The organism is Limnoglobus roseus (assembly GCF_008254045.1).
Taxonomy (GTDB): domain Bacteria; phylum Planctomycetota; class Planctomycetia; order Gemmatales; family Gemmataceae; genus Limnoglobus; species Limnoglobus roseus.
This window is the reverse complement of sequence record NZ_CP042425.1, coordinates 7383550-7403102: the sequence shown is the minus strand read 5'-3', so window position 1 is coordinate 7403102 and position 19553 is coordinate 7383550. Positions and strand designations below refer to the sequence as shown.

Below are 19553 nucleotides of genomic sequence, written 5' to 3'. Positions count from 1 at the left end.
TAACATGACACCGCCTCCCCTCTCCACCAACCGAGGGCCACCGCGTGACCTCTCTCCGTGCCGCCGTGTTGTGTTTGGCCCTCACACTGTCTCAAGCCGCCGTCGCTGACGAAGGGACGAAGCGGCCGAACGTCGTCGTGATTCTCTGCGATGACATGGGCTTCTCCGACCTCGGCTGCTACGGCGGCGAGGTGGCGACGCCGAACCTCGACGCCCTCGCGGCCGGCGGCGTGCGGTTCACCCAGTTCTACAACAACGCCCGCTGTTGCCCCACGCGGGCGAGTCTGCTCACGGGCCTCTACCCGCACATGGCCGGCATCGGGCACATGATGGAAGACAACGGCAAGCCCGGCTACCGCGGCAACCTGTCGTCGAACAGTCGGACGATCGCCGAGGTGCTGAAGCCGGCCGGCTACCGAACTTACGCCGTCGGCAAGTGGCACGTCACCCACAACGCGGCCGCCAACGGGCCGAAGCAGAACTGGCCGCGGTTCCGCGGCTTCGACCGCTACTACGGCACCATCCACGGCGCGGGCAGCTACTTCGATCCGTCCTCGCTGGTCCGCGACGACACGATGATTTCGCCGTTCGCCGACCCGGAGTACAAGCCGGCGAAGTACTACTACACCGACGCCATCTCGGACCACGCGACGCGGTTCGTCGCCGACCACGCCAAGGACCACGCCACAAAGCCGTTCTTGATGTACGTGGCCTACACGGCCGCCCACTGGCCGATGCACGCCCTGCCGGAAGACATCGCGAAGTACCGCGGGAAGTACGACGCGGGGTACGGGGCGATCCGCAAGGCTCGCTTTGAGAAGGCCGCGAAACTCGGGCTGATCGACGCGGGGCAGGGGATGGCCCCGAACCCCGGCACGTGGCCCGGCGTGGCCGACAAGCGGTGGGAGGCGGCCGGCATGGAAGTGTACGCGGCCATGATCGACCGCATGGACCAGGGCGTCGGCAAGCTCGTCGCGGAACTGAAACGCACCGGCCAGTTCGACAACACGCTCATCCTCTTCCTTCAGGACAACGGCGGCTGTGCAGAACTCCAGGGCCGGACCGGGAACAAGAACCATCCGAACATCGAGCGGCCCGCTAGCCCGACGCTGCCGGTCATGAAACCGGAGGACTTCGCAGCGGCCGGCAGCGTGCCGGCTCAGACCCGTGACGGGTTCCCCGTCCGCATGGGGCCGAAGGTGATGCCCGGCCCCGAGGACACGTACATTGCCTACGGTCGCGGCTGGGCGACCGTCAGCAACACGCCGTTCCGCGAGTACAAGCACTGGGTTCACGAGGGCGGCATCAGCACGCCGTTGATCGCCCACTGGCCGGCCGGTATCGCGTCGCGCGGCGAACTCCGGAAACAGCCCGGCCACCTCATCGACCTCGCGGCCACGTTCTACGATCTCGGTGGGGCGGCTTACCCGAAGGACGCGCCGCCGCTGGAAGGGAAGAGCCTTCGCCCCGCGTTCGGTGACAAGCCGATCGACCGCGACGCGATTTTCTGGGAGCACGAGGGGAATCGGGCGGTGCGCGTCGGCGACTGGAAGCTCGTCGCGAAGCACGCCAAGCCGTGGGAACTTTACGACATGGCGAAGGACCGGGTCGAGGCGAACGACCTGGCGGCGAAGATGCCGGAGAAGGTTCAGGAACTCGTCGCCAAGTACACGGCGTGGGCGAAGCGGTCGCAAGTCGAACCCTGGCCCGTAACCGCATCCACAAAGGAGTGACCGATGCCGAGAGTTGTTTCCGTCGTCGTGCTTCTCTTGATCGCCGTCCCGTTACTCGCGGCTGATCCGGTCAAGCGGCCGAACGTGCTGTTCATCGCGGTGGACGACCTCAACCATTGGGTCGGTCACCTCGGGCGGAACAAGCAAACGAAGACGCCGAACATTGACCGCCTCGCCAAGATGGGCGTGACGTTCACGAAGGCGTACTGCGCCGCCCCGGTGTGCAACCCGTCGCGGGCGGCGCTTATGTCCGGCCTTCGCCCTGGCTCCACCGGCGTCTACGACAACGGCCAGGACTGGAAGGCGGTCATCCCGAAGGAGCAGACGCTCACCACGCAGTTCCTCAAAGCCGGCTACGACGTTCACGGCAGCGGCAAGATTTACCACGCCAACGCCCACCGGCCCGGCGAGTGGACGGATTACTTCGTCGGTGCGAACGAGAAGGTCACGCCGCACCCGACCGCGAAGAACGACGGCGTCGGCGGGATCAAGTTCCAACCGCTCACCGACGACTCAAAACTTCAGGACGAGTCGATCGTCGATGCGGGCATCAAGCAACTCGGGGCGAAGCACGACAAGCCGTTCTTCGTAGCCGTCGGCCTGCACAAGCCGCACATGCCGTGGAACGTGCCGAAGAAGTACTACGACCTGTTCCCCCTCGATTCGATCGAACTGCCACCGACCACGGCGGATGATCTGAAGGACGTGCCGCCCGGCGGGATCAAGTTCGCCAAGCCGCAGGGCGACCACGCGACGATGGTCAAGAGCGGCCGGTGGAAGGAGGCGGTGCAGGGCTACCTCGCCGCCATCGCGTACTGTGACGCGCAGGTCGGCCGACTGATCGACGCCTACGAAAAGTCGCCGGAGAAGGACAACACCATCGTGGTCTTCTGGGGCGACCACGGATGGCACCTCGGCGAGAAGGAACACTGGCGGAAGTTCGCCCTGTGGGAAGAGACGACGCGGATGCCGTTCATCTGGGTCGCGCCCGGCGTTACGAAACCCGGCGTGTGTGACCGCACTGTGGACCTCATGAGCATCTACCCGACGCTCTGCTCGCTCTGCGGGATCGACAAGCCGGCCCACGTGGAAGGCAACGACATCAAGCCGCTGCTCCTCGATCCGACGGCGAAGTGGGATCACCCGGCGATCACGACGTACCACCTGAACAACCACGCCGTCCGCACCGCGAAGTGGCGGTACATCCGGTACGCCAGCGGCGGTGAAGAACTGTACGACCACGACGCGGACGAGTTCGAGTGGACCAACTTGGCAAAGGACGAGAAGTACGCCGACGTGAAGAAAGAGTTGGCAAAGTTCCTACCGACGACGAACAAGCCCGAACTGCCGACGGGAAAAGAGAAAGAATGACTTTTGGCGAGCGGGGGGTGTCAGCCCCCTGATTCTCTCACCCGCGGGGCGAGAATCAGGGGGCTGACACCCCCCGCTCGCCAGGGTTACTTCTTGCAGCCGAACAGGCCGCGCTCGCGGATCAGTTTCACCACCGGCTCCGGGACCATTTGCTCCCAGGTGCCGTCGCCGGTCGCGATCTTCTTCAGCACGTCGCGGCTGTCGATCTTCAGATACTCTGCGTTCAGGCTCTCAAGCCCCCGAATCCGGCCGGTGCGAACGGCGTAGTCGTACAGCGGCTTGCTTTCGACTGGTAGGTCCAGATTATCAATCGACATCACTTCGTTCGTCTCGCGGTTCACGTAGGGGTAGATGAACATCGAGATGTCGCCGCTCAAGAGTCGGCCGAGCGCTTCCAACAGGCCGCCTTCCAAAGTCGTGTAATAGCTCGCGTCGAAGATTTCCGGCACGGTGACTAACCCCATCGCCAGGCCGATCGGCTTGCCGGTCTGGCGGCGGAGGTAGGTCGCCAGCCGGTAGAACTCCGAGAAGTCCGAGATCATGACGTTCAGGCCGCACGCCCCCATCGCGTCGGCCCGGGCCAAGAAGTCGCGGATGTCCGGCGCGCCGGTGTCCCTTCCGCCCATCAGGTTCCGCATCGTGATCTCGGCCACGTTCACGATCTGCCCCTTGTCTTCGTCCGGGAGCATGTCCTTGAACTTCACCGTCGCCGCCCGGAGGATGTCGAGGTTCACGTGGGTGACGGGGCGGAAACTCCCGCGCTCCACCAGGGCCGGCTTCTTGTAGAGCAACTCACTGGACAGCAGCACCTTGCCGTCCGGGCCGAACATGGCCGCCTTCGACAGCTTGTGCCGCACGAGACTGAGGCTCATCAGCCGGTTGTCCACGGCCCGGAAGCCGATGCCCGAGAACTCGATCAGGTCGATCTCGATGCGGTTGGAATTCAAGTCGTCCATCAACGACTGGATGAGCAACTCTGGCTCGTGGTGCAGGAAGAACGCGCCGTACAACAGGTTGACGCCGATGATCCCGATGGTTTCCTGCTGGAGGACATTCGACGGGTCCATCAGCCGGAAGTGAATGATGACTTGCGTCTCGTGGTCCCGCGGGTAGACCTGGAACCGGACCCCCATCCAGCCCTGGCAGTCGTTCGTGCCCATGAAGTTGCGGGCCGAGACGGTGTCGGCGAACGCGAAGAACGACGTGGTGTCCTCGCGGCTGTTGGCGAGGCGTTCGAGGTTGAGCTTGTACTCGTGGTCGAGCATCGCTTCCAACCGCTGCCGACTGACGTACCGGTTGGCGTGCCCGTAGATGGCGTCGCTGACGGTCATGTCGTACGCGGACATGCTCTTGGCGATCGTCCCGGCCGCCCCGCCGACGCGGAAGAACCACCGGACGACTTCCTGCCCGGCTCCGATCTCCGCGAACGTGCCGTACCGCCGCCGGTCCATGTTGATTCGCAGCGCCTTGCCGTGCGTGTCGGGCCGGTCGGTGTCGAAGTTCGTCGTGGACGCGAGCGGGTTCATAACGACTCCCTAGGAAGGAATGGGGGAAGTGTAGAAGAGATGGAGGTCACTGGCCGTTCTCTCACCCGTTTCACGCCGAAGAACGGACCCCCGGGGGCCGCAAGGCCGGATCTTTGATCATCGCGAAGCGTGTGCAGGAGTGGAAGCCGCCGATTTCGTGCCGCGGCCTACTGTTGTGAAGATAAGGCCGAGTTTATCCCTCCCTCACGATCCGCTTAACTTCCCCGCGTATCCTCACCACTGCTGCGGTAGTCGGCCTTGGATGTCCCAAGCCATTCCCAGTTATTCTCGGAGCAACGACATGAGAGCTTTAATCGGATGCGTGGCGACCGTCGTTCTGGCCGTTGGTGTCTCGCGGGCCGGCGAGGAAAAGATCGCCCTCGACAAATTGCCGAAGGCGGTCACGGCGGCGGTCAAGAAGCGGTTCCCGAAGGCCGAGATGGTCGAAGCCGCGAAGGAGACGGAGGGCGACAAGACCGAGTACGAAGTCTCGCTCAAGGACGGCACGACGAAGATGGACGTGATGCTCAGCCCGGACGGCAAGATCACGCTCATCGAGAAGGTGATCGACGACAAGAACCTGCCCAAAGCCGTGACCGCCGCGCTGGCGGCCAAGTACCCGAAGGCGACGACCAAGCTCGCCGAGGAGGTCGTCAAGGTCGTCGACGGCAAGGAAACGCTCGACTTCTACGAGGTGATCCTGGTCGCCGCCGACAAGAAGACCTACGAGGTGCAAATCACGGCCGACGGCACGATCAAACAGACCGAGGAGAAGAAGGACGAAGAGAAGAAGTAACCGCGGCCGCGACGGAAGGAGGGGATATGGACGTTGTTGACGCCCCGTGCTCGGAAGGCACGGGGTCGTGGTTCGGCGGGCGGGTGGCGGTTGGAGTGCTCGTCGTAGCCGCCGTCGCACTTTTTCTCGTTCGCCTGGGCGACCGCGCCGTGGTGTCCGAGGAAGTCCGTTGGGCGGAGATCGCCCGCGAGATGCGGCAGTCGGGCGATTTCCTTCACCCCACCGTCAACGGCCGGGCGTACCCCGACAAGCCGGTGGGATCGTACTGGCTCATCGTCCTCGCCTCGCATCTGACTGGCGGTGTTGACGAGACGGCCGCGAGGCTGCCGTCGGCGCTAGCGGGTGTGATCGGGGTTTGGGTCGTCACCGTACTCGGCCGTCGGCTGTACGGCGGACGGGCGAGCGTTTTTGCCGGGGCGGTGCTCGCGACGAGCTTTGGCTTTGTGTTTTACGCCCGGCGGGCGACGGCCGATGTGGAGACCGTCACGGGCGTGTTGATCGCGGTCTGGCTCTACGACCGTGCGATGGGAAAGGCCGGTCCGTGGGTCATCGGCCTCTGGCTGTGGATGGCCGCGGTTTCGCTGACGAAGGGATTACTCGGGTTCGCGTTGCCGATCGCCGTCTTCGGGATTCACGGCCTCTGGACCGCTTGGGCCGATCACTGCGAGCCGGCAACGATCCGATCGCTGCTCGCGGCCGGGGTCGCGAGCAACCGTTGGTTTCTGAACCGCTGGACACTGCTCGCCCTCCCGCTCGGCGTCATCGCTTACCTCGTGCCGTTCGGCCTGGCCCTAGGGCAGGGTGGAGATGAAGGTGCGTTGGGAATGGTCTGGCGGGAGAACGTCCGACGGTTCTTCGCCCCCCACAACCACCTCGGGCCGGTCTACCTCTACCTCGGGGCGGTTTTCGTCCTCGCGTCCCCGTGGTCGGCGTTCCTGCCCGCCGCCGTCGTGCCCCTGCAACGGGGGGCCGGGAATCGAGGAGACCGGCTGGCCCGGGCGTACTTCTGGGCGGTGTTCTTGTTCTTCACGGCCTCGGCCTCGCGGCGTTCGTATTACCTGTTGCCGATCCTCCCCGCGGCGGCACTGCTCATCGGCCGGGTGCTGGCGGCCGGGCCGAACGAACTTCGTGGTCCCGCCCGCCGGCTTCGGGCCGCGGGGTGGGCGGTGATTGGTACCGCGACTGCTTTGAGCGGTGCGGCGATTCTACCGCCGTCGTGGGTACTGCCGGCCCCCTACGACCAACTGCCGCCGCTGCCGGGGCGAGGTTTTCTGGCCGTCGGGTGGGTGGTCGCCGTCGTGGTGATGGTTGTGGTGGCCCGGAAGGGGAGCGCCGCCCGTGTCGGGCCGGCAATGTGCGGTGTCTGGCTGGCGTTGTTCTACGTGTTCGCCGTCGCGTATCCGGCGGCCGACGAACTCCGACCCCGGCAGGACTTCCTCGCGGTCGTCCGGGACCGGACGGCGGCGGACCCGACGCGGTTGGCCCTTTTCCACGCCAGCGACACGGTCTTCGATCTCGGCCGGACCGCACCGGAGTTCCTGACTTCGGACGAACTCACGGCGGCCGTCACCGCGGGGCGGGTCCGGTGGGTAGTCGCCCCTCGCCGTCACCTCGTGGGCGTGGAACTCCGGGCCGCCGTGATCGCGGAGGAGGCGGTCCACCCGTGGGAAACGCAAGAGCGGATCGCGAATAAGCTGTCACTCGTGGAACTGACGCCATGACGGGAATGGACACGCAATGAGTATCCGGGTGCTGGTCATTGAGGATGAAGCTGAGATCGCGGACTTCGTCGTCCGCGGGCTTCGCGAGGAAGGGTTCACCGTCGAGCTCGCGCCGGACGGGACCGACGGCTGGCACCGGCTGGTGTCCGAGGCGTGGGACGTGGTCGTACTCGACTGGTGGCTGCCCGGCACCGACGGGCTGGCGCTCCTGAAGCGGTTCCGGCAGACGGATCGTACGACGCCGGTCCTGTTCCTGACCGCCCGTGGGTCCGTCTCCGACCGCGTCACCGGGTTGGACACCGGGGCCGACGACTACCTGTGCAAGCCGTTCGCGTTCGAGGAACTGGTCGCCCGCGTTCGGTCCCTCGGCCGCCGCAAGGACGGCCGTGCCGCGACCGTGCTTTCGCACGCGGACGTGTCAATCGACATCGCGACCCAGCGCGTCGAGCGGGCGGGCCAACGACTCGATCTGACGGCCCGCGAGTACGCCCTGCTCGTGTTCTTCACGCGGCACCCCGGCGAGGTGTTGTCGCGGACGCGCATTTATGAACAGGTGTGGGAGGAGCGGTACGACGGCACCTCCAACACGCTCGAAGTCCACGTCATGGAGCTTCGCCGGAAGCTCGAAGCCCGCGGCCCGCGGCTGATTCAGACGGTCCGCGGGCGCGGGTACGTGTTCGGTCCCACGGAGGAGAAGTGAGTATGGAAGTTCGCGATGGTGGCTTGGCTCGCGTGGCGGGGTTCGTTCACCACCACCTGCTCTGGTTCCTGATCGCCGTCTACGCGCTGGCCGGTCTCGCGCCGGCCGCCGGACTGTGGCTGCGGTCCGCCGGTGTCGGCACGGGCGTTTCTCTGCCGGCGGTCATGTTGGCGCTCCTTCTGTTCAATGCCGGGCTGGGGGTCGAACCGCGGCAACTCCGTAACCTGTTCCGAACGTCCGGCGTGCTGCTGGCGGGGTTGGCCGCGAACATGCTCGTGCCGCTCGCGTTTATCCTGAGCCTGTCGCTGACACTCTCGGCGTGGCACAACCCGACCGAGGTGCAGTACATCCTCGTCGGCCTCGCCCTGATCGCGTCGATGCCGGTGGCCGGTTCTTCGACCGCCTGGTCGCAGAACGCTAACGGCGACTTGGCCCTCAGCCTCGGCCTGGTCGTCGGCTCGACGGTCCTCAGCCCGTTGACCACGCCGGCCGTCCTGCACGCAGTCGGCTGGGTGGCCGAGGGGACGTTCGCGGACGGCCTCCACCGGATGGCCGACGGCGGGACGAGTTCGTTCCTCGTCTCGTTCGTGATGGCCCCGTCCCTGCTGGGCATCGCTCTGCGGTGTGCGGTCGGAGCGGGACCGCTCCGGGCCGTGAAGCCGGCGTTGAAACTGACGAACTCGGTGACGCTCTTGCTGCTTTGCTACGCCAACGCGGCGGTCGCCCTGCCCAAGACGTTCGCCCACCCGGACTGGGACTTCCTCGGCGTCATGCTGCTGATCGTCGCCAGCCTGTGTACATTCGGCTTCGCGGCCGGCTTGCTGCTCGCCACGTGGTTCACCGCTGACCGCGGCCGGCGGGCGTCGCTCATGTTCGGCTTGGGCATGACCAACAACGGCACGGGCTTGGTCCTGGCCACGACGGCCCTCGCCCACGTGCCGGATGTAATGCTGCCGGTCATCTTCTACAACCTCGTGCAACACGTCGTCGCTGCAGTTTTCCAACGAGCTTCGCTGGCAGCCGCACCGCAGGAAGGCGTGAACGATCCGTGACACTGACCACCCGGCTCACCGCGTTCTTCCTGGCCGCACTGGCCGTCGTGCTGGTGGCGTTCTCGGGCACGCTCTATTCGCTGGCCCGCACGCACCTCTTGAGGCAACTCGACGACCGGGCCGCGGCCACCCTCGAAACGCTCGTGGCAGCGACCGAGGTTGAACCTGATGGCCTGGAGTGGGACCGCAAGGAGCGAACGCTGATCGTGCCGCGCGGGGACGGAAGACTGGTGTGGACCGTCTTCGACAACGGCGGCCGGGAGGTGGACGGCGAAGCGGGTCAGTCGCTGTACGAGGCGACCACGGCCGGCGCGGATGACCGGGTGACGCGATCCCTAGCCACCCGGGACGGCGAACTGTGGCGGGTCTACCGGCGGTCCCTCTCCCACCCGCGACCCGACATCGTGGAACGACGGGCCGTACCCGGTGCGGCCCGCCACCCCGGTGACGAACGGTATCAACGACTGACGTTCGTCACGGCCCTGCCGCTGGCCTCGGTTCACCAGACGCTCTCGACTCTGGCCGGATGGTTAGTCGGCGTGTCGCTGGGTGTCTGGTTGTTGGCGGCGGTCGGTGGTCGCTGGGTGTGCCGTCGGGCGTTGCTCCCGGTGACGAAGATGGCCGCGGGCGTGCAGGAGATCACTGCCGACAACCTCCACGGCCGGCTCCCGTCACCCACTTCACGCGATGAACTTGCCGATCTGGCCACGGCCTTTAACGACCTGCTCGGCCGGCTGCAACTCGCCTTCGAGCGGCAGAAACAGTTCACCGGTGAGGCGGCCCACCAACTGCGGACGCCGCTGACCGCGATTCTTGGCCAAGTCGAGGTCGCCCTCCGGCGGGACCGCGAGCCGGACGACTACCGGCGGGCGTTGGCGTCGGTCAAGACGCAGACCAACCGCCTGCGCGACATCGTAGAGATGCTCTTATTTCTGGCCCAGGCCGATGCCGAGGCGCGTCTGCCGGACCTCGAACGGATCGACCTCGGCCACTGGCTCCCGACGCACGTCGCCGAGTCGTGGGCCAACCACCATCGCTTCGCAGACTTGAGAACCGCCGTCCCCTCTGGTGAGTCGCTCATCTCACTCGGACAACCGGCGTTGCTGGGCCAAGCCCTGGACAATCTCATAGACAACGCCTTGAAGTACAGCCCGACCGGAACGCCGATCGAGGTTCGCCTCGGCCGCGAGGCCGACGGGTTGGTCATCGCCGTGGAAGACCGCGGGAACGGGATGCGAGACGAGGACCTCGGCCACGCCTTCGAACCGTTCTTCCGCTCCTCGGAAGCAAGGCGGCAAGGAATCGGCGGCGTCGGTTTGGGCCTGAGCGTGACCGCGCGGATCGTGAAGGCTTTCGGTGGCCGCGTTGACGCGCGGAGCGAAGTGGGGCAGGGGAGCCGGTTTGAAATCCGACTACCGACCCTCGGAAGTGATGCGAAACGACCCTCCGCCCTCTCGGAGTGACAGCCGTGAACGACCCCACAACCTTGCCCCAGCCCAACTGGCAACTCTTCGCGTTCGAGTCTGCCTTCTTCGCCGCTCTGACGGCGATCCTCGGGAAAGTCGGCGTCGCGGAAATCAACTCGAACCTCGCCACGCTCATCCGCACGGTCGTGATTCTGGTCGTCACCGCGGGCATCGTGTCGGTTCGGCACGAGTGGGAGCCGCTTGGCCGCCTTTCCCGCTTCGGCACGGCCATGCTCGTGCTGTCCGGGATTGCTACGGGCCTATCCTGGCTGTGCTACTACCGTGCCCTGCAACTCGCCCCTGCCTCGCAGGTCGCGCCCGTGGACAAGCTCAGCGTCGCCCTCGTCATCGTGTTGGCCGTCGTCGTCCTCGGCGAACCGCTGACATGGCAACTCGCGCTCGGGGGCGGCCTCGTCCTGGCAGGGGTTTTGGTCCTGGCCCGGGCGTGATGCAATCGAACTCTATTCCACGGCGGTTTCGGTCACGGTGGCCGCGAGCGAGCGGTAGAGTGCCGACAGCGGGTGGGTCGGGTTAATCAGGCTGAACACCCCGTCGCTGCCGAGCCGGACCATGTCTTCCGTCAGCGGAAGCACGGCGGCGACCGGTACGCGGTACGCCGTTTCAATGTCCCGACGCAGGCTGGCCGCATCGACCTCGGGCAAGACTTTGTTCGCGACCAGTAGCATCCGGTTCACCTTCAACTTGCGGGCCACCTCAACGGTCACGGCCGTGCCCTGGAAGTCTTGCTTGTCCGGGCGGAGGAGGAGGACGAGCGTGTCCGAAATCGCGATCGACAGGAGCGTCTCTTCGTTCAACCCCGGGTGCGTGTCGATAAACAAGCAGTCCAGTTGAAGGTGGTCGATCAACTCGCGGAAGCCCTTACTCAAGAGTTTGATGTCGTACCCTTCCTTCAGGATGCGGGCGATCTCGCCCGGCCGCAGGCTCGACGGGATGAGGAACATCTTGCCGCCGGCGGTCGCCACCGGCGGGGGGGTCACGTCGTAAGCGGTTTCGCCGATCCGGCACCGGCCCCAGAGGTAGTCGTTCAACGACCGCGTCAGCTTGGCCTCGTCTAGCCCGAAGAGGACGTGGATGCCCGGCGATTGGATGTCGGTATCGACGATGCCGACCCTCTTTCCGCGGAGTGCGGTGGAAGCGGCGAGGTTGGCCGTCGTGTTCGACTTGCCTGTCCCCCCGCGGAACGAGTGGACCGAAATGACCTGGGCCATATGGAGCCTCCTTACTCCCCTGGCCCGCGGCGGAGTTCGTCCGCCCGCGCGACCAGGGCTTGCATGAAATCAGTCTCGGCAATTTCCGCCACCTGGCGATCCCGCCGGGCGTGATCGACCTCGACCCGCAGGTGCAGCACCTCGCGGCGGAGTTGCTCCTCCCGGGCCAGGACGACCGCCGCAGTCCGGGCGACGACGCGGGCCAACCCGCCCAGGGCGTCGGGCCGATTGGCGACGGCGTCCAGGGCGGCGGGGTCGAACGTCCCGTACTCGATGCCGGCCGCCACGCTCGTCAGCGTGCCGACGTGCTCCTGGTACTCGAGTTCCCAGTCACGGAGTCGCTTCTTTTCGAGGCACGCTCCGACGCGGGCTTTGAGAATCGCCGGGTCGCACGGCTTCACCACCAGGTCGTCGGCACCGGCCTCTAGGCAGTGGACCAATTGGGACACGTCGTCCCGGGCGGACACGAAGATCACCGGCGTGTGCCCGCGCGTCGGGTGGTTGCGGATGCGGGCTAGGCACTCCAGCCCGCTCATGCCCGGCAACATCAGGTCGAGCAGGACCAAATCGAACGCGGCGGCGTCGATCAGTTCGAGTGCCGCGGGGCCGTCCGCTGCGAGGGCGAACGTGTGCCCCTGTTTCTGGACCTCGCGGGCCAGGAGGCGGCGGTTGGCCGCCTCGTCGTCGACAATCAAAATATAGCCGGGGGGGATCGCCGAGGGAATTGCTGTGGCCACTTCTGTTGCCGGGCGGGCCGCCTTTATTGTCCCGGAGGCGAGCAGGCGGGTGAGCCGATCGGCCGATTCGACAATTTGGTCCAGGTCGGCCTCAATTGATGACCCGGACCCGGTGGTGGCGAGGCCCGCGGCCGCGGCGACGAGTCGGGACGCGATCGCCGACAGCCGTTGCCGGGCGACGGCCCACACGTCCGGTCCGGCGGGCGTCAAGGCGGCGATGTGTGTAACGGCGAGCCGGCCGAGGGCCGACACCTCGGACAGCCGCGTCCGGAGTTCGGGCGGGAGGGAGTCGGCATCGTCTTCCAACAGCATTTCCGCGTAGCCAATAATCGCCGTGACGGGCGTTCGAAGGTCGTGGCGGGCGAGGGCATATTCAAGGGCAAGCGCGTCGGTATCGGTGGTCATGAAGAAGCAGTCCGCGGGGCTGTCAATGATTCAATGGTCGCGAGCAACCGGGGCAAGTCAATCGGTTTGGTATCATATGCGGCGCAGCCGGCCGCGATCGCCCGTTCTTGATCGCCGGGCGAGGCGTGGGCCGTCAGCAGCACGATCGGAACGGCTGTCGTGCGAGGATCGGCCTTGAGTTGGCGGGCGGCTTCCAGTCCGTCCATGCCGGGCAGACTGTAGTCGAGGAGAACCACGTCCGGTGGGGCGGCGAAGGCCGCGGCCAGAGCTGCGGGGGCGTCGGCGACGGCCGTCACGACCATGCCCTTGCGGGTGAGTCGCCGGGCGAGCAGGTCGCGATTCGTGTCGTCGTCTTCGACCAGGAGAACGGTGGGCATGTCATCCTCCATCTGCTGGTTGTTGGACACGCGAAAGTTCAGAGACGGCCGTCCCTGGGCTTTCGCCCGAAAAAACACCTTACCCCGCGACCATCATCACCACGCGGAAGCCGGTGTAGGCGTCGCGGTTGTTCGGCGTCACCGCATTGCGGTACGACGCCCGGCAACTCGCCGCGAGACTCCGCCAACTGCCGCCGCGAGTGACTTTGAACCGCCCTTCCGGTGGGCCGGGCGGGTTCTGGAGCGGGCTGGTCTCGTAATAGTCCTCGGCGTACCAGTCCTGGCACCACTCCCACACGTTGCCGTGCATGTCGTGAAGGCCGAAGAGGTTCGCCGGGTACGCACCCACCGGGCTGGTCCGACCGCGGGCCGGGCTACGGGGGCCGCCGTCCGGGCCGTACGCGCCGCAGAAGTTCGCCTGGGAGAGCGGCAGATCGTTGCTACTGCTGTAGATGGTCGTGCTGCCGGCCCGACAGGCGAACTCCCACTCGGCCTCCGTCGGCAGGCGGTAGGTTCGCCCCGCCTGCCGCTCGGCCGGCCGGCGGCCGAGGGCCGTGCAGAAATTGACCGCGTCGTGCCACGACACCCCTTCGACCGGGTTGTCCGGGCCGCCTTGATCGCCCGTGAACGTGGACGGGTTGCGGCCCGTCACCCGCTGGTACTCCGCCTGTGTCACGGGCGAGACGCCCATGTAAACGGTTGCCGAGAAGACGACCCGGTGGGCGGGGGCTTCGTTCGGCCGGGCGAGCGGATCGCCCTCCGCGTCGGCCCCCATCTCGTACAGGCCAGCGGGCAGGAGCGCGAGCCGGATGCCCACGTCGTTGACGACGATTTTGGCGAGTTGCTCTTCCTCGTCGGTGAGCATCGACCCCCAGACGTTGGTCATCCGGAGGCTGTCGAGCCGCGACTTGGGGTTCGGGTCGGGTTTCGAGGGCACGGCGAAGTCTCCCATCAGGACGGACGGTCGGCGACCGTGAACGCCGCGTCCCCGGCATCGCGTTCGGGGGTCATGCTCACGAGCCAGGTGTTACGGCCGAGCCGTGGCCCACGACCCGTGCCGAGCGGCAGTTTCGCCGCGGGCACCTCGGTCGCCCGGACGACGAACTGGACTTCCACGTCGAACTCGGGGCCAGCGTACAGCCGGATCAGGTGCATCAGCAGGTAAAACTTTTTTCCCGCCGGGGTTGGCGACGGGTCAGGCAGGAGTTCGTCGAACTGCTGCCGATCGACCGGCCCGACTCGCACGCGGAACTTCGACTGCACGTCCCAAACGCGCTCCCCGAGGATCGGACCAGTCCCGAGCGCCGCCCCGCCGAGGGCCGACGTGTACGCCCGGTCGCTCGCGTCGACCGACAGCCACTGGCCGCGGAACGGGTCGACCCGGACCGGCAGGCCGAGGTACGCGGTCACAACCGCCTCAAGACCGGCTGCCGTCCTGGGCCGCCGGGAGAAGTGGCCGGCGAACAGTTGGGTCACGTCGTCGGACAACGTCGCGAGCGTTCGGGCGGGGCCGGGCTTGGGACCGGTGTCCGGGGCGGTGACAGTCCCCCGGCCCGTTAGCCCAGGGGTTGCCAGCCCGACGAACGCCTGAACCGCCGTCGTGAAAGGATCGACGCCCGGCCCTGTGGCCCGCTCGCGCGTGACCCAGAGTCGGTACTTCGCCCAGGCCCGGTAGAAGTGCGAGATGAGGCGGTGGTGGAAGAGGTCGAGCCAGTCCCGCAGGGCGTACCGCTCGGGCGCGTGGGAATCGCCGACGAGCCGGGCGACCCGCTCGGTGTAGTGCCGCGGCAGAACGCCGGACGGTCCGATCAGCCCGAAGAAGGCGACGGTCAACTCCGGCACCCGCCCGGCCGCGGGCGGCGTGAGGCCGACGAGCGAGCTGGGGGGGAACGAGAGGGTGGAAGGCACGCGGAACCGGACCGCCTCGGCCGCCGGTGGTCCCGCCCCGCCCACGCCGAGGCCGGCCCTGGTCGTACCCTCCCGGCCGAGTGCTTCCAGGATGCGCACGGCCTGGAAGAAGTCGAAGCGGTACGGTTCGGCAAATAACAGGGCCGCGACGGACCCGGGTTCGCCGACCGTCAGATCAGAACCTGTTCGCCCGCTCGTGGCGGCCATTTCCGTTGAACCCCTTCCCCGTGCCGCGTCTTCGCCACCATTTGGGTGAACGAGTTGATCGAGGCGTACAGACCGAAAAACCGCTCCAGCACCGCGGCGAACAAGTACGACCCGCCGGTGTCGATGAACTTCTGCGGGTCGAACTCAACGGCGATCTCGACGCCGCGGACGAATCCGCCGCCGGCCCCCGGCGTTCGTCCAGGCACGCGGCGACAGGCGACGCCGCTGACGCCATCAATGAGTTGCCGCACGGCGGCCGCCTGTTGTGGATCGGTCGCCGGGTCCGCGGCGTCGTAGAGCCGCAGAATCTCCCGGAGCGATTCCCCTCCCTCGGCCGGGTCGGTGAGGGAGAGGTGGTTGAGGTTCAGGTGCGACACGAGCCGCCAGAATCGACCCCGCCGGGGCGGCGGCCGGAGCGGCAGCGTCGGGCTGCGGATGGCCCGCACGCCCGAAACCGGGGCAGCCCCCTCCAGGCCCAGGGTCATCGCGTCGCCGAACCGCTGGAGCCGGGCCGGCAGGTCGCGGTTGGTGCAGGTCGTCCGCACGACGAGCGTCGTGTCGTCGGGCTTGAGCGGCCGGAAGTCCAGGTCAACGAGGACCAGGTCCACGTCGGTGCCGCGGTCGTCGCCCTCTGCCGTCGTGCGGCTGGAGTACCAGTACGCCTGCGGGCCGTCCGGCGAGTGTCGGACGGAGTAGAACGGTCGGTATTCCGTCCGCGTGCCCGTGCCCACGTCCGTCGCCGTCACCGAGTCGATCGAGAAGACCTCGCACCCGAGCGGCCGGGCCACGTCCGGGACCACACGGTACTGGTGCTTCGTCCGCGTGAGGGGGATCGGCTCGGCCGTCTGTTCGAACAGGTTCACGACGGGCGTGCAGCCGAGGCGGAACGTGCCGGCCTCGACCGCCGCTTCCAGCGACGGCACGGCCCGGTCGAGGAAGACGACGACCTCGATCGCGCGACTGTTGGCCACTGCCCGCGACGCCGTCAACCCGACCAGGTCCGCGAAGGCGAACTTCGCCGGGAAGGCGAAGAACTCGGTGAGCAGCCGGTAGCCGAGGAACGACGGCGGCGGGTACGGGATCAACCCCTCGTCGGCTTCGAAGCCGACCGGGCGGATGACCTTGGCCGGGTCGAGGCGGACCGATGTGGCAGTGGCCTTCGGGTCGGCCGTGCGGACGAGCACCTGGAGGGCTTGCCCGAAGAGCAATTCGTACAGCCCGCCGGTGACGAACGGCGGACCGTTGAGGTGCACGCGAAGGCGGTCGAGGGCGAACTGGCTGAACGGCTCGCCGGTCAGCGTCTCGAACCGCAGGATCAGGGCGGAGGCCGTCCGCGGCGGCGGGGTGAGGCCGGGCGGGAACGGCGGCGACACCAGCCGGGCCTGGGTGACCTTGATCGGCCACAAGGTGGTTGGGTAGCACGTCTGGTAGCGGCAAACGGTGTCCTTGACCGGTTGTGTGACGATGCGGCTGTGGCGGGGGATGACGAAGCCGTTCGGCAGCGGCCCGCGGCCGGCGTCCACGTCGAACTGCACGATCGCGCACGACGGCATCGGGGCCAGGTAGTGCGGGTACAGCACCGAGAGCAACCCGTCGGCCAACTCCGGGAACTCGTCGTCGAGCTTGTGGTGGACGCGGGCCGTCAGCAGGGCGAACGATTCGAGGAGGCGTTCGACGTGCGGGTCGGCGCTCCGGTTCGGCTCGAGGAGGAGGCGGCCGGCCGCCGCCGGGTGCGACCGGGCGAACTCCGCGGCCATCTGGCGGAGGAACGCCAACTCGCGTTCGTAGTACGGGAAGAGTAGCGACATAAGCCTTTGGTATTCCGGGGTCAGTCGTCGGCCACGTTCACCGAGGTCGCCCCACTGAAGATGTCCATGACGGTCACGAATCCGACTTCCGGGGACGGGTCCACAGCGAGTCGGGCGTCGATCCGAAACTGTACCTGCAAGTCACTGCGGGACTCCCCGTCGAGGAGTGTGACCGTGACCCCGATGAGTCGCGGCTCGTGCCGGGCGATGATCCCGGCCAACAAGTAGCCGAGCCGCTGCTTGTCGGCGTCCCCGGCCGCCGGCAGGGCTGTCACGTCGGGAAGCCCGTAGGTCAGGACCGAATCCGCCACGAGCGGGAACTCGGCGGGCACGTCCTCGTACGGGCTGTGCGTGTTGAGCAGTTCTTCCAGGTCGATCCGGACGGCGGTCATCATCTGGCTGAGCGTGTACCCGATCCGCAGGCCTGGCCCGCCGGCCTCGGGGTCGGTCAGGCGGTCGAAGACGGACGGCGTCAAGGCCGTGGGCAGGGCGGGCGTCGGCATTGGGCGGGCCTCAAGCCGGTTTGTTCTTCAGGAAGTCCCAGCCCTTCATTTCCTTCGGCGGCTGGGTGGACCCCTGGCGGGTCTGCGGCTGGTACTCCATCTTGCACGTTCGGAAGGCGAACTTGACCGTCTCGGTTGCGGCACCGTCCGCGGAGGTGTTCAACGAGTAGTTGGTCAACACCACTTGCTCGAACTTGATCGTCAAGTACACCGCACCGGACTTCGCGTCGGCCGCGCCCCCGCCCGCGCCGGCCTTGCGGAACGACACCTCGGCCGCCTTGAAGAGGTTGACGTCGGGCAAGTAGAGGCGAGCGTACGTCGTGCAGTAGGCGTTAAACAGGTAGGGCGACGACGTGTCCGCGTTCTTGCCGATCTCGAAGTTGAACGGGCAGTGGCTCCGCCCGAGAACCACGGCCAGCGGCATGTCCTCGTTCTCCTCCTTGGAGTGCGAACCGCCACCGCCGGTCGAGAAGCTGGAGATCTCGATTTCTTCGTGGAAGATCGAGTCCTGGGCTTCCCCCCCGGCCTGGGACGAGTTGGTCGTCAATTTCAAGTACGCGTCGATCATCGCACATCTCCCCGGCCCGCAGCCCGGTTATTCCGTCTTCCCGGTCACGGTCCCGGAGATGTCGCTGGCCGTGCCGGCCTTGCCCTCGGCGGTCTGCGACTGATACTTCATCCGGTAGGTGTTGAACTTGAACGTCACGGTTTCCATCATGTGCCCACGACTGGAGTCGAAGGACACGGAATAGGAATCGATGGTCACGTCGCGGAAACTGCAGAACAGGTACGGTCGGGCCTTGCCGTCGAACATCTTTCGGAGCGTGACTTCGGCGGTGGCGAACTGCCCGAGCTTACGATACTGCTTGTTCGGGTTCGGCTGGATGACCGTCGCGCAGTACGCCTGGAACAAGTCGGCGCTGGCCGAGTCCACGTCCTTCTTGATCTGGAACCCGAGATTGTCTTGGGACACGTCCTTCTTGACCGGCACCGCTTGCTTGGCGATCCGCCGGGCCACGTAATCGGACACCTCTTGCAGGGTCGACTTGATGCCCCTCTTGGCCCGCTGCTTGATCTCCTCTTCGATCTTCTCTTGCTTCTCTCGCTCCCGATCCTGCCGCTGCTTGATGCGTTCTTGCATGGCCTGGGCCTTGTCCCACATTTCCATGACCAACTGCGTTTGGTGGTCGGCACCGATGTCGCCGAGCGAAACTTGGGCTTCGCTCGACCCGGAGCACAGGGCGAAGTCGCGGATTTCGATGTGCTTCGCGTAGCTCAGGTCCGTGGACTCGCCCTCGACCATTTGGTCGTCCGCGTTTGTGAGCCGGAGGAAGGCGTCGATCTGCATGAAACATCACCAGGGGCAACGAACCAGTAGCCGGGCAGTGGGCCCCGGCTACGCACCAGGTTCGATTTATGTCTCAAAGGCGAGTGGCTTGCCGGCGAACTTGTTGATGTTCTTGAGTTGGCTCCACTCGGCGATTTTCGCCTGGGTGGACATTTTGCCGTCGGTGGTCTGCGGGTAGTACATGATCTTGAGTTCGCCGTAGCTGAACGTGATCGATTCGGACGGGCCTTCGTCGCCCGGCCCACTCCACCCGATCTTCGTCGTGAACACCGTCCCGAAGTGGAACACCAGGTACGGCGAACCGCTCGACGCCGTGCCCTTGCCGGCTTCGCCGCCCGCCTTGCGGATGGCGATGGAGACGACCTCGTAGTGCATCCCGGCCGCGCAGTTGCGGAAGAACATCGGCGACGCCGAGTCCGTCGGCTTCTTGATTTCGAACTCCTTGAACTCGATCTTGCCGCCCCCGGCCCCGCCGGTGGCCGACCCGACCGTCGACTTGTTTTCCACCGAGAAGCTGAAGTCCTTCAACTCGAAGGCGTTGAAATCCCGGAAGAATTCGTCCGTCGTTTCACCCTTGGGTGACATCGCGGCCGCGTTTTGAGCCGCCTTGTACCAGATGTACGCGTCAACTGCCATGGCTAGCACTCCGTGGTGGGGATCACGAAC

The 19553-nt window shown here is 66.4% G+C and carries 19 protein-coding genes; 8 read left to right on the top strand and 11 right to left on the bottom strand.

The window, feature by feature from the left end; all coding sequences use genetic code 11:
• Nucleotides 1–44: 44 nt before the first annotated feature.
• Nucleotides 45–1733, top strand: coding sequence for an arylsulfatase (locus PX52LOC_RS31815; RefSeq protein ID WP_149113858.1), 1689 nt, complete (start codon nucleotides 45–47; stop codon nucleotides 1731–1733).
• 3 nt (nucleotides 1734–1736) lie between these two features.
• Entirely contained in the window at nucleotides 1737–3104 is a 1368-nt protein-coding gene (locus PX52LOC_RS31810) for a sulfatase (RefSeq protein ID WP_149113857.1), read from the top strand.
• Nucleotides 3105–3190: 86 nt separating this feature from the next.
• On the opposite strand, the gene PX52LOC_RS31805 is transcribed toward PX52LOC_RS31810, so the two are convergent.
• Nucleotides 3191–4630 carry a TonB-dependent receptor gene (locus PX52LOC_RS31805; protein ID WP_149113856.1) on the bottom strand — a complete coding sequence of 480 codons (1440 nt, stop codon included), beginning with the start codon at nucleotides 4628–4630 and terminating at the stop codon, nucleotides 3191–3193.
• 301 nt (nucleotides 4631–4931) lie between these two features.
• On the opposite strand from PX52LOC_RS31805, the gene PX52LOC_RS31800 reads away from it, so the two are divergent.
• From PX52LOC_RS31800 to PX52LOC_RS31775, 6 genes are read left to right on the top strand one after another with little or no spacing between them, the layout of a single operon-like run.
• Entirely contained in the window at nucleotides 4932–5426 is a 495-nt protein-coding gene (locus tag PX52LOC_RS31800; protein WP_149113855.1) for a PepSY-like domain-containing protein, read from the top strand.
• A gap of 26 nt (nucleotides 5427–5452) precedes the next feature.
• Nucleotides 5453–7147, top strand: coding sequence for an ArnT family glycosyltransferase (locus PX52LOC_RS31795; protein WP_149113854.1), 1695 nt, complete (start codon nucleotides 5453–5455; stop codon nucleotides 7145–7147).
• A 16-nt stretch (nucleotides 7148–7163) separates the two neighbouring features.
• The gene (locus PX52LOC_RS31790) at nucleotides 7164–7847 is read left to right on the top strand and encodes a response regulator transcription factor (RefSeq protein WP_149113853.1); all 684 of its coding nucleotides are present in this window, start codon (nucleotides 7164–7166) and stop codon (nucleotides 7845–7847) included.
• 2 nt (nucleotides 7848–7849) lie between these two features.
• The gene (locus PX52LOC_RS31785; protein ID WP_149113852.1) at nucleotides 7850–8899 is read left to right on the top strand and encodes a bile acid:sodium symporter family protein; all 1050 of its coding nucleotides are present in this window, start codon (nucleotides 7850–7852) and stop codon (nucleotides 8897–8899) included.
• Nucleotides 8896–10362: an ATP-binding protein gene (locus PX52LOC_RS31780; RefSeq protein ID WP_149113851.1), complete on the top strand. Its 1467-nt coding sequence runs from the start codon at nucleotides 8896–8898 to the stop codon at nucleotides 10360–10362. The genes PX52LOC_RS31785 and PX52LOC_RS31780 overlap by 4 nt, the downstream gene beginning before the upstream one ends.
• Before the next feature lie 5 nt (nucleotides 10363–10367).
• A complete protein-coding gene (locus PX52LOC_RS31775) occupies nucleotides 10368–10814 on the top strand; it encodes an EamA family transporter (RefSeq protein ID WP_246173526.1) in 447 nt (148 codons plus the stop codon).
• Between the two features lie 12 nt (nucleotides 10815–10826).
• On the opposite strand, the gene PX52LOC_RS31770 is transcribed toward PX52LOC_RS31775, so the two are convergent.
• The 10 genes from PX52LOC_RS31770 to PX52LOC_RS31725 all read right to left on the bottom strand — a co-directional run bounded on the left by PX52LOC_RS31770 (nucleotide 10827) and on the right by PX52LOC_RS31725 (nucleotide 19523).
• Nucleotides 10827–11594, bottom strand: a complete 768-nt coding sequence (locus PX52LOC_RS31770; protein ID WP_149113850.1) for a MinD/ParA family ATP-binding protein — start codon at nucleotides 11592–11594, stop codon at nucleotides 10827–10829.
• Between the two features lie 11 nt (nucleotides 11595–11605).
• The gene (locus PX52LOC_RS31765) at nucleotides 11606–12736 is read right to left on the bottom strand and encodes a response regulator (RefSeq protein WP_149113849.1); all 1131 of its coding nucleotides are present in this window, start codon (nucleotides 12734–12736) and stop codon (nucleotides 11606–11608) included.
• Nucleotides 12733–13113 carry a response regulator gene (locus tag PX52LOC_RS31760; RefSeq protein ID WP_149113848.1) on the bottom strand — a complete coding sequence of 127 codons (381 nt, stop codon included), beginning with the start codon at nucleotides 13111–13113 and terminating at the stop codon, nucleotides 12733–12735. Before PX52LOC_RS31760 ends, PX52LOC_RS31765 begins: the two co-directional genes overlap by 4 nt.
• Before the next feature lie 79 nt (nucleotides 13114–13192).
• Nucleotides 13193–14050 carry a formylglycine-generating enzyme family protein gene (locus tag PX52LOC_RS31755; protein WP_168219329.1) on the bottom strand — a complete coding sequence of 286 codons (858 nt, stop codon included), beginning with the start codon at nucleotides 14048–14050 and terminating at the stop codon, nucleotides 13193–13195.
• Nucleotides 14051–14064: 14 nt separating this feature from the next.
• A complete protein-coding gene (gene tssG / locus PX52LOC_RS31750; RefSeq protein WP_149113846.1) occupies nucleotides 14065–15228 on the bottom strand; it encodes a type VI secretion system baseplate subunit TssG in 1164 nt (387 codons plus the stop codon).
• Nucleotides 15192–17036, bottom strand: a complete 1845-nt coding sequence (gene tssF / locus PX52LOC_RS31745; RefSeq protein WP_149113845.1) for a type VI secretion system baseplate subunit TssF — start codon at nucleotides 17034–17036, stop codon at nucleotides 15192–15194. Before tssF ends, tssG begins: the two co-directional genes overlap by 37 nt.
• Before the next feature lie 20 nt (nucleotides 17037–17056).
• The gene (gene tssE / locus PX52LOC_RS31740) at nucleotides 17057–17539 is read right to left on the bottom strand and encodes a type VI secretion system baseplate subunit TssE (RefSeq protein WP_149113844.1); all 483 of its coding nucleotides are present in this window, start codon (nucleotides 17537–17539) and stop codon (nucleotides 17057–17059) included.
• A gap of 10 nt (nucleotides 17540–17549) precedes the next feature.
• Nucleotides 17550–18107: a type VI secretion system tube protein Hcp gene (locus PX52LOC_RS31735; RefSeq protein ID WP_149113843.1), complete on the bottom strand. Its 558-nt coding sequence runs from the start codon at nucleotides 18105–18107 to the stop codon at nucleotides 17550–17552.
• A gap of 27 nt (nucleotides 18108–18134) precedes the next feature.
• Entirely contained in the window at nucleotides 18135–18887 is a 753-nt protein-coding gene (locus PX52LOC_RS31730) for a type VI secretion system tube protein Hcp (RefSeq protein ID WP_149113842.1), read from the bottom strand.
• A gap of 66 nt (nucleotides 18888–18953) precedes the next feature.
• Nucleotides 18954–19523, bottom strand: a complete 570-nt coding sequence (locus PX52LOC_RS31725; protein WP_149113841.1) for a type VI secretion system tube protein Hcp — start codon at nucleotides 19521–19523, stop codon at nucleotides 18954–18956.
• Nucleotides 19524–19553: the final 30 nt, after the last annotated feature.

Excerpts from the sequence above, each read along its gene's own strand:
- PX52LOC_RS31730 (WP_149113842.1), bottom strand. The coding sequence starts at position 18,887 with ATGCAGATCGACGCCTTCCTCCGGCTCACAAACGCGGACGACCAAATG.
- tssF (WP_149113845.1), bottom strand. The coding sequence starts at position 17,036 with ATGTCGCTACTCTTCCCGTACTACGAACGCGAGTTGGCGTTCCTCCGC.
- tssE (WP_149113844.1), bottom strand. The coding sequence starts at position 17,539 with ATGCCGACGCCCGCCCTGCCCACGGCCTTGACGCCGTCCGTCTTCGAC.
- PX52LOC_RS31790 (WP_149113853.1), top strand. The coding sequence starts at position 7,164 with ATGAGTATCCGGGTGCTGGTCATTGAGGATGAAGCTGAGATCGCGGAC.
- PX52LOC_RS31810 (WP_149113857.1), top strand. The coding sequence starts at position 1,737 with ATGCCGAGAGTTGTTTCCGTCGTCGTGCTTCTCTTGATCGCCGTCCCG.
- PX52LOC_RS31800 (WP_149113855.1), top strand. The coding sequence starts at position 4,932 with ATGAGAGCTTTAATCGGATGCGTGGCGACCGTCGTTCTGGCCGTTGGT.
- PX52LOC_RS31765 (WP_149113849.1), bottom strand. The coding sequence starts at position 12,736 with ATGACCACCGATACCGACGCGCTTGCCCTTGAATATGCCCTCGCCCGC.
- tssG (WP_149113846.1), bottom strand. The coding sequence starts at position 15,228 with ATGGCCGCCACGAGCGGGCGAACAGGTTCTGATCTGACGGTCGGCGAA.
- PX52LOC_RS31735 (WP_149113843.1), bottom strand. The coding sequence starts at position 18,107 with ATGATCGACGCGTACTTGAAATTGACGACCAACTCGTCCCAGGCCGGG.
- PX52LOC_RS31795 (WP_149113854.1), top strand. The coding sequence starts at position 5,453 with ATGGACGTTGTTGACGCCCCGTGCTCGGAAGGCACGGGGTCGTGGTTC.
- PX52LOC_RS31770 (WP_149113850.1), bottom strand. The coding sequence starts at position 11,594 with ATGGCCCAGGTCATTTCGGTCCACTCGTTCCGCGGGGGGACAGGCAAG.
- PX52LOC_RS31725 (WP_149113841.1), bottom strand. The coding sequence starts at position 19,523 with ATGGCAGTTGACGCGTACATCTGGTACAAGGCGGCTCAAAACGCGGCC.
- PX52LOC_RS31805 (WP_149113856.1), bottom strand. The coding sequence starts at position 4,630 with ATGAACCCGCTCGCGTCCACGACGAACTTCGACACCGACCGGCCCGAC.
- PX52LOC_RS31760 (WP_149113848.1), bottom strand. The coding sequence starts at position 13,113 with ATGCCCACCGTTCTCCTGGTCGAAGACGACGACACGAATCGCGACCTG.
- PX52LOC_RS31785 (WP_149113852.1), top strand. The coding sequence starts at position 7,850 with ATGGAAGTTCGCGATGGTGGCTTGGCTCGCGTGGCGGGGTTCGTTCAC.